This window comes from Streptomyces sp. CLCI03, from assembly GCF_053615355.1.
The window spans coordinates 2,006,665-2,023,753 of sequence record NZ_CM132132.1; the positions used below are offsets into that span (position 1 = coordinate 2,006,665).

The 17,089-nt window shown below is 74.0% G+C and carries 18 protein-coding genes; 9 read left to right on the forward strand and 9 right to left on the reverse strand.

The genetic code is table 11. The annotated features are described in order from the left end of the window. Positions 1 to 9: 9 nt before the first annotated feature. The 3 genes from ACWG52_RS09120 to ACWG52_RS09130 are packed head-to-tail and all read left to right on the forward strand — an operon-like array spanning position 10 to position 2,947. Positions 10 to 672: a vWA domain-containing protein gene (locus tag ACWG52_RS09120; RefSeq protein ID WP_386093154.1), complete on the forward strand. Its 663-nt coding sequence runs from the start codon at positions 10 to 12 to the stop codon at positions 670 to 672. Next, positions 666 to 1,619 (forward strand): PP2C family serine/threonine-protein phosphatase, encoded by a 954-nt coding sequence (locus tag ACWG52_RS09125; protein ID WP_389809233.1) that lies wholly within the window; start codon positions 666 to 668, stop codon positions 1,617 to 1,619. The genes ACWG52_RS09120 and ACWG52_RS09125 overlap by 7 nt, the downstream gene beginning before the upstream one ends. After that, on the forward strand, positions 1,616 to 2,947 hold the full coding sequence (locus ACWG52_RS09130) for a protein kinase domain-containing protein (RefSeq protein WP_390140292.1): 1,332 nt from the start codon (positions 1,616 to 1,618) through the stop codon (positions 2,945 to 2,947). The genes ACWG52_RS09125 and ACWG52_RS09130 overlap by 4 nt, the downstream gene beginning before the upstream one ends. 71 nt (positions 2,948 to 3,018) lie before the next feature. On the opposite strand, the gene ACWG52_RS09135 is transcribed toward ACWG52_RS09130, so the two are convergent. Continuing rightward, on the reverse strand, positions 3,019 to 3,345 hold the full coding sequence (locus tag ACWG52_RS09135; protein WP_389809240.1) for a hypothetical protein: 327 nt from the start codon (positions 3,343 to 3,345) through the stop codon (positions 3,019 to 3,021). A 25-nt stretch (positions 3,346 to 3,370) separates the two neighbouring features. Beyond that, positions 3,371 to 4,852, reverse strand: a complete 1,482-nt coding sequence (locus ACWG52_RS09140) for a hypothetical protein (protein ID WP_453128403.1) — start codon at positions 4,850 to 4,852, stop codon at positions 3,371 to 3,373. A 192-nt stretch (positions 4,853 to 5,044) separates the two neighbouring features. On the opposite strand from ACWG52_RS09140, the gene ACWG52_RS09145 reads away from it, so the two are divergent. The 5 genes from ACWG52_RS09145 to ACWG52_RS09165 are packed head-to-tail and all read left to right on the forward strand — an operon-like array spanning position 5,045 to position 10,350. Continuing rightward, positions 5,045 to 6,067, forward strand: a complete 1,023-nt coding sequence (locus ACWG52_RS09145) for a 3-oxoacyl-ACP synthase III family protein (RefSeq protein WP_389809246.1) — start codon at positions 5,045 to 5,047, stop codon at positions 6,065 to 6,067. Then, a complete protein-coding gene (locus ACWG52_RS09150) occupies positions 6,064 to 6,819 on the forward strand; it encodes a glycosyltransferase family A protein (protein WP_389809249.1) in 756 nt (251 codons plus the stop codon). Before ACWG52_RS09145 ends, ACWG52_RS09150 begins: the two co-directional genes overlap by 4 nt. Then, on the forward strand, positions 6,819 to 8,315 hold the full coding sequence (locus ACWG52_RS09155; RefSeq protein WP_389809252.1) for an AMP-binding protein: 1,497 nt from the start codon (positions 6,819 to 6,821) through the stop codon (positions 8,313 to 8,315). The genes ACWG52_RS09150 and ACWG52_RS09155 overlap by 1 nt, the downstream gene beginning before the upstream one ends. Further along, entirely contained in the window at positions 8,312 to 9,433 is a 1,122-nt protein-coding gene (locus ACWG52_RS09160) for a cytochrome P450 (RefSeq protein ID WP_389809255.1), read from the forward strand. The genes ACWG52_RS09155 and ACWG52_RS09160 overlap by 4 nt, the downstream gene beginning before the upstream one ends. Beyond that, positions 9,430 to 10,350 (forward strand): NAD-dependent epimerase/dehydratase family protein, encoded by a 921-nt coding sequence (locus tag ACWG52_RS09165; RefSeq protein ID WP_389809258.1) that lies wholly within the window; start codon positions 9,430 to 9,432, stop codon positions 10,348 to 10,350. The genes ACWG52_RS09160 and ACWG52_RS09165 overlap by 4 nt, the downstream gene beginning before the upstream one ends. Here ACWG52_RS09165 and ACWG52_RS09170 read toward each other — a convergent pair. Genes ACWG52_RS09170 through ACWG52_RS09185 form a run of 4 tightly spaced genes read right to left on the reverse strand, consistent with a single transcriptional unit; the run spans position 10,340 to position 14,124 of the window. Continuing rightward, positions 10,340 to 10,951, reverse strand: coding sequence for a GTP-binding protein (locus tag ACWG52_RS09170; RefSeq protein WP_033217746.1), 612 nt, complete (start codon positions 10,949 to 10,951; stop codon positions 10,340 to 10,342). The two genes, ACWG52_RS09165 and ACWG52_RS09170, sit on opposite strands and share 11 nt — an antisense overlap. Next, positions 10,938 to 11,312 carry a DUF742 domain-containing protein gene (locus ACWG52_RS09175; protein ID WP_369475488.1) on the reverse strand — a complete coding sequence of 125 codons (375 nt, stop codon included), beginning with the start codon at positions 11,310 to 11,312 and terminating at the stop codon, positions 10,938 to 10,940. Before ACWG52_RS09175 ends, ACWG52_RS09170 begins: the two co-directional genes overlap by 14 nt. After that, positions 11,312 to 11,728, reverse strand: coding sequence for a roadblock/LC7 domain-containing protein (locus ACWG52_RS09180; RefSeq protein ID WP_202199133.1), 417 nt, complete (start codon positions 11,726 to 11,728; stop codon positions 11,312 to 11,314). The genes ACWG52_RS09175 and ACWG52_RS09180 overlap by 1 nt, the downstream gene beginning before the upstream one ends. Continuing rightward, the gene (locus ACWG52_RS09185) at positions 11,725 to 14,124 is read right to left on the reverse strand and encodes a sensor histidine kinase (RefSeq protein ID WP_453128408.1); all 2,400 of its coding nucleotides are present in this window, start codon (positions 14,122 to 14,124) and stop codon (positions 11,725 to 11,727) included. Before ACWG52_RS09185 ends, ACWG52_RS09180 begins: the two co-directional genes overlap by 4 nt. Positions 14,125 to 14,315: 191 nt before the next feature. Here ACWG52_RS09185 and ACWG52_RS09190 point away from each other — a divergent pair, with 191 nt between their 5' ends. Next, positions 14,316 to 14,519: a hypothetical protein gene (locus ACWG52_RS09190; RefSeq protein WP_390140361.1), complete on the forward strand. Its 204-nt coding sequence runs from the start codon at positions 14,316 to 14,318 to the stop codon at positions 14,517 to 14,519. A gap of 120 nt (positions 14,520 to 14,639) precedes the next feature. Here ACWG52_RS09190 and msrB read toward each other — a convergent pair whose 3' ends face one another. From msrB to ACWG52_RS09205, 3 genes are all read right to left on the reverse strand, one after another. Continuing rightward, entirely contained in the window at positions 14,640 to 15,047 is a 408-nt protein-coding gene (gene msrB, locus ACWG52_RS09195) for a peptide-methionine (R)-S-oxide reductase MsrB (protein WP_030719873.1), read from the reverse strand. A gap of 23 nt (positions 15,048 to 15,070) precedes the next feature. Further along, the gene (murC, locus tag ACWG52_RS09200) at positions 15,071 to 16,468 is read right to left on the reverse strand and encodes a UDP-N-acetylmuramate--L-alanine ligase (RefSeq protein WP_389809269.1); all 1,398 of its coding nucleotides are present in this window, start codon (positions 16,466 to 16,468) and stop codon (positions 15,071 to 15,073) included. Positions 16,469 to 16,529: 61 nt separating this feature from the next. Then, a complete protein-coding gene (locus ACWG52_RS09205; protein ID WP_389809272.1) occupies positions 16,530 to 16,997 on the reverse strand; it encodes an indole-3-glycerol phosphate synthase in 468 nt (155 codons plus the stop codon). Between the last annotated feature and the right edge of the window lie 92 nt (positions 16,998 to 17,089).

Here is a 17,089-nt window from a genome sequence, read left to right on the forward strand (position 1 = left end):
GGCGGGCCGATGGCGAACCGGCCCGTCCATTTCATCTGGCTGATCGACTGCTCGTATTCGATGCAGGGCGAGAAGATCGGCCAGCTCAACTACGCGATCAGAGAAGCGATCCCGGAGATGCTCTCCGTCGCGCAGGACAATCCGGCGGCGCAACTGCTGCTGCGCACGATGACGTTCTCCACGACGGCCCGCTGGCACCACAAAGACCCGGTGCCGGTGGAGCAGTTCACCTGGCAGGACGTCCAGGTGGACGGGATGACCAATCTCGGTGAGGCCCTCCAGCTCGCGGCGCGCGAACTGGACACCCCGCCGATGCCGCAGCGGGCGTTGAAGCCGGTGCTGGCGCTGGTCTCGGACGGGGTGCCGACCGACGACTGGAAGGCGGGGCTGCGGGCGGTGGACGCGACCCCGTGGGGCCGCAAGGCGGTCCGGGTGGCCATCGCGATCGGCGCGGACGCCGACCGCGGCGTGCTCCAGGAGTTCCTGGGCAATCCCGAGCTCCAGCCACTGGACGCGAACAGCCCCAAGCAGCTTGCGGCGGCGATCCGCTGGGCCTCGACGGCCGCGGTGAAGGCGGCCTCCCAGCCGGTGGCGGGCTTCGGGGACGCGACCGTGAAGCAGCCGCCGTACGCCCCGCCCGTGCTCGCCGACGACGATGACGACGTGTGGTGAGCGCGCCCCTGCGGATGACCCACGGGCCGCTGCCGCTCTGGGACACGCTCCAGGGCAGCGTCCAGGGCGTGAACAAGGCGCGCAACCAGGACCACCACGACGCGGAGGGCCTCGGCACCGCCGCGCAGCCCCTGATCATGGCGGTGGCCGACGGCCACGGATCGGCCGTGCACGCACGCAGTCATCTCGGGTCCCGGTTCGCCGTGGACCTGTTCGTCCAGCAGGCCCGGCAGTTCGCCGCGCTCGCCGAGCCCCGGGGCGGGACGCGGCCGCCCAGCCTGGCCTGGTTGATGAACTACGCCCAGTACACGCTGCCGCGCCAGCTGGTCAGCGCCTGGCAGGAGACGGCGCTCGGGCACTGGGAGCGCAGCAGCTCGCACGGCGAGCCCGGGCTGTCCCCGACGGACAAGCTGGTGCTGTACGGGAGCACGCTCGTCGGCGCCGTGCTCACCCCCCGGGTCTTCGCGGCCTGGCAGCTCGGTGACGGGGAGCTGGCCGTGGTGACCGAGGACGGGCAGGTGACCGTACCGCTCGCGCCGGACGAGGCGGATCTGGGCGACGAGACGGAGTCCCTGTGCTCCCCGCAGGCCTGGCTGCGGGTGCGTACGCACTGGGCGCCGGTGACGGCCCCGGGGCGGGCGCCGCGGCTGGTGTCGCTCTCCACCGACGGGCTGTCGAAGAGCTTCGCCTCGGACAGCGGCTTCCGGCAGTTCATGGCCGGACTCGACGACCGGCTGTCGGCGGAGGGTCCGCAGTGCGTCCGGGCCGTCCTGCCCCAGTGGCTGACCAAGGCCTCGCAGCACTCGGGGGACGACACCACGCTGGTGGCGGCCTGGCACACCGCGACGGCCCTGACCGAACCGGGCGGCGTGCCGCCCGCCGGCGGGGGCGCCGCCGATCCGGCCGATCCGGCCGACATGACCGACCCGTACAGGAGTGACGAATGAGCGGGATGCTCGACAGCGGTACCCGGCTGACGGCCGACAGCGGCCTGGGTGTGGAGGTCTTCGACCTGCTCGGCGCCGGCGGCCAGGGGGAGGTCTACCGGGTGCGCACCGCGGCCGGCGACCAGGCCCTCAAGTGGTACTACCCGGCCTGCGCGACACGGGAGCAGGAGGACATCGTCCGCCAGCTGGTGGACCGGGGCTTCGACGACGACCGCTTCCTGTGGCCCCGGGACTTCGTGGGCGACGGCCGCGGCGGCTTCGGCTATCTGATGGACATCCGCCCGGACCGGTTCAAGGGCCTGCCGTTGCTCTTCCGCCGCAAGCTGCGGACCACGGTCCGTGCCCTGCTCACCGCCTGCCTCTACACGGTCGAGGCGTACCAGGCGCTGCACTCGCGCGGGATCGCCTACCGGGACATCTCGTGGGGGAACCTGCTCTTCGACCCGACCACCGGCGAGGTACTGGTCTGCGACAACGACAACGCGGTGGTCGAGGGCGACAGCACGGGCATCTCGGGCACCATGGCGTTCATGGCGCCCGAGCTGGTGCGCGGCGAGCCCGGGGTCTCCCCCGGCACCCAGAGCGATCTGCACTCCCTGTCGGTGCTGCTGTTCATGCTGCTGATGAACCACCATCCGCTGATGGGCCGGCGCGAGTTGGCGATCCGCTGTTTCGACGAGGCCGCCGAGCGCAAGCTGTACGGGAAGGACCCGCTGTTCCTCTTCGACCCGCTGGACCGGTCGAACGCTCCCGATCCCGTGGAGCACGCCACGGTCCTGGCGACCTGGGCGGTGGTGCCCGACTCCCTGCGCGACCTGTTCACCAGGAACTTCACCCGGGGCCTGCACGACCCGGCCGGCCGGGTGCGGGAGTCGCAGTGGCGTGACGCGCTCCGGGCGGTCCTCGACGCGGTCGTGGACTGCGCCCACTGCGGGAAGCAGAACATGACGGAGCCGCGGTCCGCTTCCCCGGGCGCCTGCTGGAGCTGCGGGAACGCGCTGGTGCTGCCGCCCCGGCTGGTGTTGACCACGCCCCCGCCGCGCACCGAGCACCACATCCTGCTGCACCGGTCCTCACGGGTGCAGGCGCACCACCTGGCGCCGGAGCCGGCCCGGCACGACTACGGCGACGACACGCTGGTGGCGCAGCTGACCGAACATCCTCAGCGGCCGGGCAAGTTCGGGCTCGCCAACCGTTCGGGGTCGGCGTGGACGGGCACCCGCGCGGACGGCAGCACGCAGGAGATCGGCCCGGGGCAGACCGTGCCGCTGCGCTCGGGGCTGGAGCTGGACTTCGGCGGCGCGCGGGCGGTCGTACGGGCCAGGTGAGCCGGCCCGCCCGGGTGCGCCCGTCCCACCCGGGCGGGGTGCGCCGGGCCGCCCGGGCGGGATGAGCCGGGTCAGCCCAGGAGGCGGCCGAGTTCCTGGGCGAGGGCGAGACCGGTGCTGCCCGCGCCCAGCCCGAGCGTGATGGTCTCCAGCGACCGCCGGATCAGGCCCGGTTCGGCGGCGCGACCCTCCTGCCCGGCCCGGTCGAGCTCGCCGCGCAGGGCCTGGGCCGCGTCGAGCCGGTCCTGCGACGCCCCCTCCGCCCGGAGCCACCGGGCGAGTTCGGCGGCGAGGCTCAGGGTCTGCGCGGCCGTGTCCTGCTGCCCGATGTTGATGGTGCCGTGGTCCCCGATGTTGTTGGGACCGGAGACGTTCCCGTGGAAGTTGTAGGTGCTCACGCGTGTGCTCCTCGTGCTCGCTCGCTCAGGGTTGCCCGGCCGGGTTCCCCGAGCCGTGGGCCTGACCGGCCTGGTTGACGGTGCCGTGGGCGCCGATGTTGCTGGCGTGGATGTCGCCCTGGAAGGTGTAGGTGTGGGTGTTGATCACCTGCTGCGCCTGGTCGTAGGAGCTGGTGTCGACGTTGTGGTCCTTCAGGAACCGTTCGGTCGCGATCAGTACGCCCTGCTGCAGCCGCTGGAGGAAGTCCTGGGAGTCCGTCCGCTCGGAGAACCCCAGCTGCCGCCAGTCGGCGACCCGCTCGCGGAGGCTGTCCACGGCTCCGTAGTCGAAGCGCAGGTGCCGTCGGTCGATCTCGCGGCGCGTCCGCTCCAGCGACCTGGCCCGCTCGCTCCGGGCCGAGGCCCGCCGGACCAGCCGTCCGGGGGCGCCGAGCAGCGCCGATCCGGTGGTGGCGGTGGCGAAGGAGGTCAGGCTCCACCAGCGCTCCCAGCCGCCCTGGGGCAGGGTGTGCACCCGGTAGAAGCGTGCCTGGAGCGGCGGGATCCCGTACGCCGCCACCTCCCAGGTGAGGCTGGGGTGTTGGAGCCTGGCCCGGAGGTGCATGGAGACGATGACGCGGCCGCCCTCGCCGGTCCGTTCCAGGCTGAGGTAGGTGCGCATGCCGGCGCCCGGCTGTACGACCCCGGCCTGCACCAGTTGCTTGGGGATCCGGGCGCGCGGGCGGCGCTGCGCGTCGGGGAGCAGGTCGGGCCCGACGTAGGAGACGTGATCTCCTATCACGTAGAGCCGGTTGCCGGCCCGCAGGCCCTTGAGTCCGGCGATGTGCTCCATCTCGCGGGCGACGAAGCTGTGCAGGTCGACGGCGTCGAAGGGCTTGATGGTCAGTTTGCCGCCGCCGACCGGGTCTTCGGCGGGGCGGCTCACGTCGATGGGCTGCCAGACCATCTCCTTGATCTTCGAGCCGCTGCCGACGAACGGGCTGGTGCGCTCGGCGCTCGCCGTGTACGGGACGACGTTGGCCCGCTCCTGCTCCAGCAGCCGGTCCTCCGCCTCCGCCTCCACCGCGGGGGCGAGGTCCCCCGGCCGGTCGGTGCCGTGCTCGACGCCGAGCGCCCCCGTACGGGCCTCGTTCTCGGTGCGCCGGACCAGCGTCCAGGCGGTCGCGTACGTGAGGACGAGCACGGCGGCGGCTCCGAGGGCGAGCGCGGGCAGCCCCGCGACCAGCCCGTACAGCGCGACCGGTACCGCCGCCCACACGCCGACGGCGCAGAGCCCGGCGAGGCGCCGGTCGCGCAGGTCGGTCCGGCGTACGCAGGCCCGCGCGTGGCGGGCCAGGGCCACCAGGTCGATGCCGAGGGAGGGTCCGGCTGCGCGCAGTCGGTCCTCGGTGAGATCCACGTCCACCTGACGGGCGAAGTGCTCGTCGAGGTGTGCGCCCGCGCACAGCAGCCGGGTCACCGCGTCGTCCCGGTACTGCGCCAGCACCGGTAATCGGCGTGCTGCCATGTCCCACCCTCCCCCTTGGCCTGTGGTCTCACCCTATGTAAACGGGGTCCGGCTGTCCTGCAGTTGGGCAGGGACGGGCGGGTGGGCGCTCGTCCACCCGGCCGCCGTACTCAGCCGGCCTGTGCGGTGCGGGGTGCCGAACTGAGCACGCGTACTCAGGTTCCGGACCGGCCGGCTTGTCATCGTGTGGGCATGTTCATTCAGCCATGTGATCCGCTGCCGCGCGTCGGGATAACCGCCGTCGGCAGCCTGCTGCCCGACGAGGTGCGCTCCTCCGACGCGCTCCAGCGGGAGGTGGCGCGCCGCAGTGGGCTCACCCTGCCGCCGAGGCTGCTGACCCAGGCCACCGGGATCGTCTCCCGCCGGGTCGCGGGCGAGGGCGTGTACGCCTCCACCCTCGCGGTGGGCGCCGCCCGGCGGGCCCTGGACGCCGCCGGACTCGGCCCGCTCGACGTCGACCTGCTGCTGTTCGCCTCCGCCTCCCGCGATCTGGTCGAGCCGGCCACCGCGCACATCGTGCAGGCCGAACTGGGCTCGCGGGCCCACGCCGTGGACGTCACCAACGCCTGCAACAGCTTCGTCAACGGGATCGACCTCGCCCGCTCCATGATCCTGGCCGGGCGGGCGCGGCGAGCCCTGGTGGTCACGGGTGAGACGCCGAGCCGGGCGGTGCGCAGGGACCCCGCCGACCTCGCGGAGCTGCGCGACTGCTTCGCCGGATACACCTTCGGCGACGCGGGGGCGGCCGTGGTCGTGGAGGCGGTGGAGCGCGGCGGGATCATCGACGTGGACACCGAGACCCACTCGGAGCACTGGGAGGTCGGGGGCATCCCGGGCGGCGGGTCACGACACCCGCGCGGGGACGCGTACACCTACTTCCGCGGCGACGGGCACGAACTGCGGGGCGTCTTCGAGAAGGTGGGCACCGCCGTCATCGACCGGACGCTGCACCGGGTGGGGATGGACGTGGACGGCTTCGCCAAGGTGCTGGTGCACCAGGTGACGGTGCCGTATCTGGAGCGGTTCGCGGAGCTGACCGGGGTGCCGGCCGGGAAGCTGGTGGTGACGGTGCCCGAGCTCGGCAATGTCGCGAGCGCGAGCATCGGACTCCAGCTGGACCGGGTGTTCGGCGAACTGGATCCGGGGGAAAGGGTGTTGTTCGTCGGTCTGGGCGGCGGCATCAGCATCATGACGATGGTCTGGGAGAAGTCGTGACGGCCGCCGCCCCGCCGATGTGGGTGGTCGTGCCGGCTCACGAGGAGGAGGCCCGACTGGCCGACACCCTGCGGGCGCTCGCGGCGCAGCGGGACCGGGACTTCACCCTGCTGGTCGTCGACAACGCCTCGACGGACGGCACGGGCGCCGTGGCCCGCGCGTTCGCGGCCGGCGCGCCCTTCCCGGTGGAGGTGATCGAGGAGCCGGAGAAGGGGGTCGGCTCCGCCGTGGACACCGGCTTCCGGTACGCGATCGACCGCGGCGCGGCCCTGCTCGCCCGGACGGACGCCGACTGCCTGCCCGGGCCCGGCTGGACCGGGGCCGCACGCGGCGCGCTGATCCGTAGCCCCGGGCTGGTGTGCGGGCGGATCGTGGCCCGGCGCGACGAGCACGGACCGGTGGGTCGGGCCGGGTTCGGCGCGCTGGTGGCCCTCGCCGCGCTGTTCGGCCGGCTACGGCCCGAGCACGCCCGGCGCCGCGGCTACCGGGCGCCGTACCGCATGCACGCCGGGAACAACATGGCCATCACCGCCGAGCTGTACCTGACCGTCGGTGGCATGCCCCGGCGCCCGTCACCGACCGACCGGCTCTTCCTCAACGCCGTACGCCGCCACACCGACCGGATCACGCACTGCCGGGAGATGGTCGTGGAGAACTCGACGCGGCGCCTGCGGGCCTACGGGCTCGCCGGCACCGCCCGCTGGTACCTGGACCAGGGCAGCGGCACGCACGGAACGGACGACCCCCGCTGATGCTGGACCACCTCGACCACGCGCTGCGCGCCCGGCCCGAGCGGCCCGCCGTGCTCACCGCCACCCGGACCGGCGCACCCCGGGTACGGGTCACCCGCGGCGAACTCGCCGAGCTGGCGGACGCCTTCGCCGCGGCCCTGCACGCGCGCGGCCTGCGCACCGGGGACACCGTCGGCGTCGCCGTGCGCCCCGGTCCGCGCGCCCTGGCCGTGCTGCTCGCGCTGTGGCGGCTCGGGCTGCGGGGGGCCGTACTGGACCCGGGCGCCGGGCCCGACGTGCTGCGCGCCCGCCTGGCACTGGCCCGGCCCGCGCTGGTGCTGGCCGACGCGGCCGCGCAGGCGGTGGCGGGCTGGGCCCGGCCGCTGGCCCGCCGGGCCCACCTGGCGCTGCCGGACCTGGCCGAGCTGGGGCCGGTGGCCACGGTCGGGCCCCGGCTGCCGGGCTGCGCGCCCGCGCTGGACCTCGGCGCGTCCCGCCGGGGTGTGCCCGCGCCCGGCGCCGATCGGGACGGGGACGCCGATGCGGTGATCGTGTTCACCTCCGGGACCACCTCCCTGCCGCGGGCCGTCGTCCACACCCGGGCGAGTCTGGCCGCCGGCATGAGCACCGTCTCCGCCCTGTTCGACGCGCGCGGGGACCTGCCGGTGCTCGGCGGTACCTTCTTCGTCCTCGTCCCCTCGCTGGCCCGGGGCGCGGCCGTCGCCCTCCCGGCGGGCAACTCCCGCGTCCTGGCGCGCCAGTTGGACCGACTGCGTCCCCAGGACACCTATCTGACGCCGCCCCGGCTGCGGGACGCGCTGGGCGCGGGCGCCCGCTTCCACGGCCGGGTGTGGACGGGCTCGGCCCCGGCCGGCGCCGGGCTGCTGGAACGCGTCCGGGCGGCGGGTGCGGCCGAAGCCTGGGGGGTGTACGCGCTGACCGAACTGTTCCCCGCCGCCGCGGTCGAGGCACGGGAGAAGTCCGCGTTCGAGGCGGCCGGGGAGCCCGGCGACCTGGTCGGGGCGCCACTGCCCGGCGTACGCGCCGAGCCGGACGGCAGCGGGCAGCTGCTGCTGTCCGGCCCCGCCGCCCGCCACCGCTACCTCGGGGAGGAGCCCGACCCGTGGGTGCGGACGGGCGATCGGGCACGGCTGGACGGTGCGGGCCGCATCGTCCTCGAAGGCAGGACCAAGGACATGGTGCTGCGCCGGGCGGAGAACATCTACCCGGGGCTGTACGAGCCCGCCCTGCACGTCCCCGGGGTGGAGCTGGCCGTGCTCGTCGGGATCCCGGCGGGCGAAGGCGACGAACGGCTCGTGGCCGTCGTACAGCCGCGGCGCGGTACGGACGAACAGGCCCTGCGCGCCGCCCTGTCGGAGCCGGTCCGGCGGATGGGCACGGCCCGGCCCGACGCCCTGCTGCTCGCGCGGATCCCGCTGTCGGGGCGCTCGCGCAAACCGGACCGGGCGGCGACGGCCGCGCTGGCGGCCCGCCGGCTGGAGGTGTCCGGCCGATGACCGCCGTGTCCCAGACACGCGCCCGGCGGCGCGACCGCCGCGTCTATCTGCGCAGCCATCCGCTGCTGTTCGGGCTGCTGGCCGCCACCCGCGGGCGTCCGGTGCGCCGGCTCGGCCGGACCCTGCTCGTGCACGGCCCGCAGGCCTACCGGGAGGCCCTGACCCGGCTGCCGCTCGACCGGACGGCGGCCGGCACGACGGGCGCGGCCGCGCGGTCGGCCCTGGGCGACGGCGCGGCCGGGGCCGGGGGTGTGCTGTTCGACCAGGAGGGCGCCGGGCACCGGGCGGACCGGCGGGGTCTCGCCGGCTCCCTGGGCGGGGCAGGCGTCGAGGATCTGCGGTCGCTCTGGCGACCGTTGCTCGCACACGGGCTCGCGCCGCTGGATCGGGGCGGCGAGGTGGACCTCGTCGACCTCGCGCGGGAGCTGTCCGGTTCGGTGGTGTGCGCCCTGCTGGGGTCCGGCGCCGATCCGCGGGCGGTCGCGGAGGCGGCGGCGCGGGCCGCGGCCGCCTCCGTACGCAGCCATCTGCCGGGGCCGCGCCGCCCGCGCGCCGAGGCGGCCGCGGCTCACGCCGCCGACGGGCTCCGCCTGCTCCTCGGACCGTCCGGCGAAGCCCTGCCGGCGATGGTGGCGGTGGCCGCCGTCAACACCACCGTGGCCGCGCTGCCCCGGGCGGTGGCCTGGTGCGCGGACGCGGGGCTGTGGGAGCAGGCCGCGGACGAGGGCCTGCGGCCGGTGCTCGCGGACGAGCTGCTGCGGGTCACCGCGGCCTCGCCGCTGCTGCCCCGGGTGGCCGCGGCGGACGGGGTCGTGGGCGGCTGCCCGGTGCGCGGCGGCGACCGGCTGCTGCTGGTCGCCCGGCACGCGGCCGGGGCGCACCGGCGGGACCCGGACGCCCGGCGGCCCGCCGGCCCGGCCGTGGATCGGCTGGTGTTCGGCGCCGGACCGCACGCGTGCCCCGGGGCCCGGCTCGCCCGGGCCCAACTGGCCGACGTCCTGGGCGCGCTGGCCCCGTACCGGCCGGTGGTGACCCGGGCCCGGGTGGACCGGGGGGCGGCGCTGCCGGGCTGGCGCGTGCTGACCGTACGGGCCGGGCTCCGCGGGAGCCGGGCGTGATCGCGGTCACCGGCGCGAGCGGCTTCTGCGGCGGGCACGTCGCCCGGGCCGCCGCGGCGGCCGGCGCCGAGGTGGTGTGCCTGGGGCGCAGGCCGGGCCCGGTGGGCAGGCACCGCTCCTGGGACGCGGCCGCGGAGCAGCCGGACCTGACGGGCGTGGAGCTGGTGGTGCACTGCGCGGCGGCCGTCGGCGATCCGGCTCCCGGTTCGCGGGCCGCCGCGCTGATGCGCGCGGTGAACGTGGACGGCACACGGCGACTGCTCGGGGCTGCGGGCGGGCGGCCCGTGGTGTGGGTGAGCAGCGCCAGCGTCTACGACCCCCGGCACGACCGCGGCCTGGTCGACGAGGACCACCCGCGTGCCGGGCAGTTGAACGCCTACGGGCGGACGAAGGCGGAGGGCGAGGACCTGGCGCTGGCCGCCGGGGCGGTGGTGCTGCGGCCGCGGGCCGTGTACGGGCCGGGCGACACCACTTTGCTGCCCCGGCTGCTGTCCCGGGTCCGGGCCGGCACCCTGCTGTTGCCCGGCCCGGACGTACGGCTCAGTCTCACGGCGGTGGAGAACCTGGCCCGTGCGTCCTTGCGCGCGGCGGGCTGGGCGCCGGGCGCGTACAACATCGCCGACGCGGAGCCGTACGGCCGTGACGCGGCGGTCCGCGCGGTCCTGCGCGCCCACGGCGTCCGGGCCCGGATCCGGCACCTCCCGCTGCCGGTGGCCGGCGCGGCGGCCCGGATCGCGGAGGCGGTGGCGACGGTGTCCGGGACCGAACCGGCCCTCAGCCGCTACGCGGTGGACCAGTTGGCGCACCCGGTGGTCCTGGACCTCGGCCGGGCCCGGGCCCAGGGCTGGGCCCCGCACCGGAACCTGGCGGACCACCTGGCCTCGGTGACCGGATCCCGGCCGGAGCTCAGCCGCTGACGGTCGCCGGGGCCTGCGCCTTGGCGATGAGCAGGTCGAGCAGCGCGAGCAGGGAGCCGCGGACGTCCGTACGGGAGCGGGCGTCGAGCATCAGGACGGGCGTGTTCGGGTCCCGTAGGTGCAGCGCGGCCCCGATCTCCTCGGCGGTGTAGGGCTGTTCGCCGTGGAAGCAGTTCGCGCCGACCACGAAGGGCAGTCCGCGGCTCTCGAAGAAGTCCACCGCCGGGAAGCTGCGGTCCAGGCGGCGGGTGTCGACCAGCACGATCGCCCCGAGCGCCCCGTTCAGCAGGTCGTCCCACATGAACCAGAAGCGCTCCTGGCCGGGCGTGCCGAAAAGGTAGAGGACCACACCGGCGTCGGTGAGGGTGAGCCGGCCGAAGTCCATCGCCACGGTGGTCACCGTCTTGGACTCGATGCCGTCGAGGTCGTCGACGCCGATCCCGGCGGACGTCAGCCGCTCCTCCGTGCGCAGTGGCTCGATCTCGGAGATCGTCTCCACCAGGGTCGTCTTCCCGACCCCGAACCCACCGGCGACGAGGATCTTGACCGGGTCCGTTCGTCGTTCCTGATCCCGCGGGGCGGTCGTGTCATATCCGGGCAAGGCTGTCCCTGATTCTCTGGAGCAGGTGGACGTCGGTGGTCTCGGCGACCGCCAGGGGCGGCCGGTGGTGGATCAGCCCGCGGTCGGCGAGTTCGCCGAGGAGCAGCGTCATCGGGGTGAGGCGGATGTGCATCCGCGCCGCTATCTCGGCGACCGCCCGCCCGCCCGGCGGCGCGCACATGGCGAGGATCTCCTGCCACTCGGTGGGCAGGGTCCCGTCCACCTCGCCGTCGGCCGCCGCCGTGATGGTGGTGTCCATGGTGAGGACGGTGTGCGCGGCGGCCGTACGCCCGTCGGTCAGGGCGTACAGCCGCGTGCGGCGGCGGCCTGTCGGCTGCGACTGTGGCTCGTCCTGCGGCATTACGCGGACGGCTGGCCGCGCTCGGGGGTGCCCAGCCACTCGCCGAGCGCCTGGGCGGTCCGTACGGCCTCGCCGCCCAGCTCGCCGAGGCGCGCCTTGCGGGAGGTCACCACGATGAGCGTGCTGCCCTCGCCGCAGCCGACGATGCAGAGGTACCGGTCGTCCATCTCGACGAGTTGGCGGATGACACGTCCGCCGTCGATCTCCCGGGATATCGCCTTCATCGTGGACGCGATGCCGGAGGCCGCGGCCGCCATGCGCTCGGCCTGGGGCTCGTCCAGCAGGTAGGCGCTGAGCTTGATGCCGTCGTTGGAGAGCAGCACGGCTCCCTGGACGCCGGCGATCCTGCTCAGGTTGTTGTCGAGGACGCTGTAGATCGCGTCGTTGGCTGCCGTGGTGTTCGGTGAGGTGGTCATGGCTGATCCCGTCGGAGCTCTTCTTCCACTGTCTGGGTCCCCTGTTCGTAGTCCGCCCAGGCATCGGCCACCTCTTCGGGTGTCGCGGTGTCGGGCCGGACCACGCTTTCCTGCGCGCGGGGCTCGCGCAGCTGTTCGGCGATGTGGGTCTGCGGGACGCGCTCCGGGAGGGCCGGACGCGCCGCCGGTACGGGTACGGGTACGAGTGCCGGCGCGGGCGCGGGCACGGCCGCGGCGACCGCCACGGGTGCCTTCGTACGGCGGCTCGGCAGCCCGGCGCTCGTGTGCACGACCGGCTCGGGCTCGGGCTGGGCCTCGGGCTCGGGCTCGGGCTCGGGCTCGGGGGCATGCTCGGGGACGGGCTCGCGCACCGCGGGCACGCTCGACACGGAGGCGGCCGGGGCCCGGGTCGGGGCCGGGAGCAACTCCAGGACCCGGGGCTGCGGCTCGATCTCGCGCGGGGCCTGCGGGTCGGACGCCACCAGCAGGTGCCGGGGCAGGATCACCACCGCCGAGGTGCCCCCGTACACCGAACGGCGCAGGGTGACCGTCGCGCCGAGCTGGTCGGCGAGGTGACCGACCACGAAGAGGCCGAGCCGGTGCGCGTTCTGCGCCAGCACGGAGTACGGCGGAGCCTCGTGCAGGCGCCCGTTCATCTCCTCGTAGCGCTCCGGGCTCACCCGCGGCCCGCGGTCCTCGATCTCGACCGACAGGCCGTCCGTCACCAGTTCGGCGCGGATGACCACCTTGGACTTCGGCGGGGAGAACCGGGTGGCGTTGTCCAGCAGCTCCGCGAGCAGGTGGCTGATCTGGCTGATCGCGCTCGGTTCCACGCTGGTCTCGTCCAGGGCTTGGCGCTCGATGCGCCGGAAGTCCTCGACCTCCGCCGCCGCTTCGCGCAGCAGGTCGGCGACGCGCATGGGCTCGGTGTGCGGGTCGGGGACCTCGCCGCCCGCCAGGATGAGGAGGTTCTCGATCTGCCGCCGCATGCCGACCGTCAACTGGTCGGCCCGCATCAGCTCGGCGAGCAGCGCCTCGTCGTGGCCGAAGGTGTCCTGGAGGTCCTCGGTGAGGCTCAGCTGGCGGCTGACCAGGTTTCCGGTGCGCGAGGCGATACCCGAGGCGAAGAGACCGAATCCGTGCCGCTCGGCGGCGAGTCGGCGGTGTCCGTCGACGGAGACCTCGACGGCTCGGGCGAAGGCGTCGCTGATGCGTCCGACCTCGTCCCGGTCCCCGGTCACGGCCGGCAGGGCGTCCGGGTCCACGGACTGGCCGCGCTGGAGCCGGGCGACGACGTCGGGGAGGGTCTCCTCGGCGACGGTCACCGTGCGTTCGTGAAGGTCGTTCAGGCGGCGGAGCACCGACCGGGTGGTGAAGAAGACCACGACCACCACGGCGAGCAGCCCGCCGGCGCTGCCCCCGATCAGCCAGGCGACCTCGGTCTGCAGTTCCCCGGCCTTGGCCTCGCCGCGGGCGAGGACCGAGCGCGCCAGGTCGATGTTGAGCGTGGTCATCTGCACCGAGAAGTTGGCGTGCGCGGACGACCAGCCGCCGACCTCGGCGGGCAGCCTGATGCCCGTGACGATGTCCTTGTGGCCGGAGAGGACCGCGCTCTCGATGCGGGTCTTGGTCTGCCAGTCCGCGGAGCCCACGACCCGCTCGTAGAACCGCTGGTCCCGGGCCGTCAGGTGCGGCACGATCAGCGCCTCGTGCAGGTACCGCTGGGCGCCCAGGGCGCTGACGAACTGGTCGTAGCCGACGAAGGTCAGTTCCCCGGACGGCCCGGCCAGGGCCAGGACGGTGTCCTCGCGCGCCACCATCTCGGTGGCCTGGAGCATCGACACCACGGGGCGGCTCGCCTGGGCGAGTTCGGCGTCCTCGGCGTGGCTGAACTCCTGTTGGTACACCTGGATGACCTTGCCGATCACCTCGGAGTAGTAGGCCAGCGTGCTGTCGGCGGCGCCGCTGCGGGCATCGGCGCGCTGCCGGTACGCGGCCAGTTTCTCCAGTTGCCGGGTCACCTCGGAGAAGGACCGCGAGGGGTCGACCGCCAGTCGCCGGAACTCGGCCGCGGCCAGGTCCGTGGCCTCGCGCCGGACGCGCAGTTCACCCTCGGAGTTGTCGCTGCCCGCCCAACGGGCGGCGGTCGCCGTCCGCTCGGCCTGCATGTCGACCATGAGCGTGTAGAGCGGGGCGCCGACCTGCTCGGCGGCCGCCACGTCGGACCGGAGCTTCTCCGACTGGGCCAGCAACCGCTGTGCGGTCACCGTCACTTGGGTGCCCATCGCGACCGTGGGGACCACGGCCAGCCAGATGAGCAGGGTGCGCAGACGCACGGTGCGTCGCCGACGGGTCGTCGACTGCCGTCGTATGCCTTCGGGTTCTGTGGGAGACATCGGTCCTCGCGAGCGGGGGACGGCGGGAGGCCGATCATAACCAGACATGGCGGAGTTTCGGATAGGTGTCTTCCGAGCCCGAAGCGTGCTAGTTCCGGGAAATCATCGCAGGCCAGAGATCGGATCGGAATCGAACCGCGACGTACTCGACACCAAGGCCGCCCCGGCCGGTTCCGGCCGCCGGTCAACCGGTGGAGGAGACCGGCCTGGTTCACCTCGGAGGTGATCGTCGTGGCGGGCCCGAGCGCATCGCCGCGTTGTACGCCGAGCGCGGCGACCGGAAGCTCGACCGGCCGGAGGCCGAGCACGGTCGCGGCGCCACGCCGTGGATCCGGCACCACGTCCATGAGGACAGCCTGGCCGTCGCCCGGGCGTTCGCGGCCCCGGGCGGGTGAGGTGACCTCCCGAGGCGGGCGTACGGACGCCGCCGGGGTGCGCGAGAGCCCCGGAACCCGTCGGGGTCCGGGGCTCGTCGAGGCGGCCGGGGCGCGCGGCCCGGGGACCGCGCGTGCGCGTCAGCCCTCCGTCGGGGACAGCCGCAGGGAGATGCTGTTGATGCAGTACCGCTGGTCCGTCGGGGTCGGGTAGCCCTCGCCCTCGAAGACGTGGCCCAGGTGGGAGCCGCACTTCGCGCAGCGGACCTCCGTGCGGACCATCCCGTGCGAGGTGTCCGCGATCAGCTCGACCGCGTCGGTGTCCTTCGGGTCGTAGAAGGACGGCCAGCCGCAGTGCGACTCGAACTTCTCCGACGAGCGGAACAGCTCGGACCCGCAGCCGCGACAGGAGTAGACGCCCTCGGTCTTGGTGTCCGTGTATTCACCGCGGAAGGCCGGCTCGGTGCCCGCCAGGCGCAGTACCTGGTACTCGGACGGGGTCAGCTCCGCCTGCCACTGCTCGTCCGTCTTCTCGACCTCGTAGGACATGACTCTCCCGCTCCCTCGTACCTTCAGCTCGACAGCCGGGCGAGGATGGCCGGACCGAGGTCCGTGACGTCGCCCGCGCCCATGGTGAGAACGAGATCACCGGGCTTGGCCATTCCCGCGATGGCGTCGGCGACGGCCGCCTTGTCGTGCTCGGCGGTCACGTCGGCTCCCGCCGCCCGGGCGGCCGCGATGATGAGCTCGCTGGTGACGCCGGGGATCGGGTCCTCACGGGCCGGGTAGATGTCCAGGACCAGGGAGGCGTCGGCGAGGGCCAGCGACTCGCCCATCTCCTTGCCGAGCTCCTGGGTGCGGGAGAAGAGGTGCGGCTGGAAGACGACCAGGATCCGGGAGTCGCCGGCGGCACCGCGGATGGCTTCCAGGTCGGCGGTCATCTCGGTGGGGTGGTGCGCGTAGGAGTCGATCACCTGGACGCCCGCGGCCTCGCCCTTGAGCTGGAGGCGGCGCTTGACGCCGGTGTACTTGCCGAGGGCGCTCGCCAGGTTGTGCGCCGGGATGCCGAGGGCCACGCCCGCGGCGAGGGCCGCGACGGCGTTGTGGGCGTAGTGGCGGCCGGGGACCGAGACGGTGAAGGTGAGCATCCGGCCGTCCAGGATCACGGTGACCTCGCTGGTCAGGCCGCGCGGGGTGATCTTGGTGATGCGGACGTCGGCGCCCTCCTCCTCGCCGTAGGTGACCACGGTGAGGCCCTCCCTGCCCGCGACGCGGCGGGCGATCTCGGCGGCGCCCTCCTGCCCGTGGGCGACGACGAGGGTGCCGCCGGGCACGACCTTGCCGACGAAGGTCTCGAAGGACTCGTAGATCTCGTCGATGGAGGCGTAGTTCGCGTGGTGGTCGAGCTCCGCGTTGAGGATGATCGCGACCTGCGGGGTGTACTTGTGGAAGGTGCGGTCGCTCTCGTCGGCCTCGGCGACGAAGATGTCGCCCTCGCCGTGGTGCGCGTTGGAGCCGGGGGCGTCCAGGTCGCCGCCGATGGCGTACGAGGGGTCCAGGCCCAGGGCCGAGAGGGACACCGCCAGCATCGAGGTGGTGGTGGTCTTGCCGTGCGTGCCGGCGACCGCGATCGGCCGCAGCCCGTCCATCAGGGCGGCCAGCGCGTCGGAGCGGTGCACGACGGGGATGCCCAGCTCGGCGGCGCGGGCCAGCTCCGGGTTGTCGGCGCGGATCGCGCTGGAGACGACCACGCAGGTGGAGTCGGCGGCGAGGTTGTCGGCCGCGTGGCCGCCGTGCACCGTGGCGCCGTGGGCGCGCAGCGCCTCGGCGGTCTCGGAGTCACCGCGGCTGTCGCTGCCGGCCACCCGCGCTCCGCGCTGGGCCAGGATCTTCGCGATGCCGGACATGCCGGCGCCGCCGATGCCGATGAAGTGGGGCCGTTCCATGGCGGTCGGCAGGCCGGGCTTCATTCAGGTCGCTCCAGGATCGTGTTTCTTGCGGGTGCGCGTGGGGCTCTGACTGGCCCCAAGCCTATTCGTTGTGGGCGAAGAGCTTGAGCACGGGAACGCCGACCTTGTGCCGGGCCCGCGAGGCCCAGTCCCGGTGGAAGAACTCCTCCACGAAGTGCGGGGCGGTCAGGACGATCACCTCGTCGGCGTCGTGCTCGTCCACGACGGACTTCAGTTTGTCGAGCGGGTGGTCCTCGACGAGCTGTCCGACGGCCTTGGCGCCCTTGGCGCGCAGCGCGTTCAGGGAGTGCGCGAGGGCGTGCGCGGCCGGGCCGAGGGCGGCCTCGCCCTCGGGCTCGTCACCCTCACGGATGGCCTCCGGAATCTCACCGAGCGCTACGTCGTCGATGGCGCGGAGCAGTCGGTCCTGGTCGCCCCGGGGTTGCATGAGGACGATGAAGGAGACCGCGTCGTCCCCGTGCAGGGTGGTGACGAAGTCCACGTCCACCGCGGTCAGCGGCTGCTCGATCATCAATACGCTCGTGAACACGGACGCCCTCTCCTTCATGGGCCGAGGCCGGCCGGCCGACCCCTGCGGAAACCATCCTGCCCCGCTGTCGCACGGGGCCCTGCGCAGACATA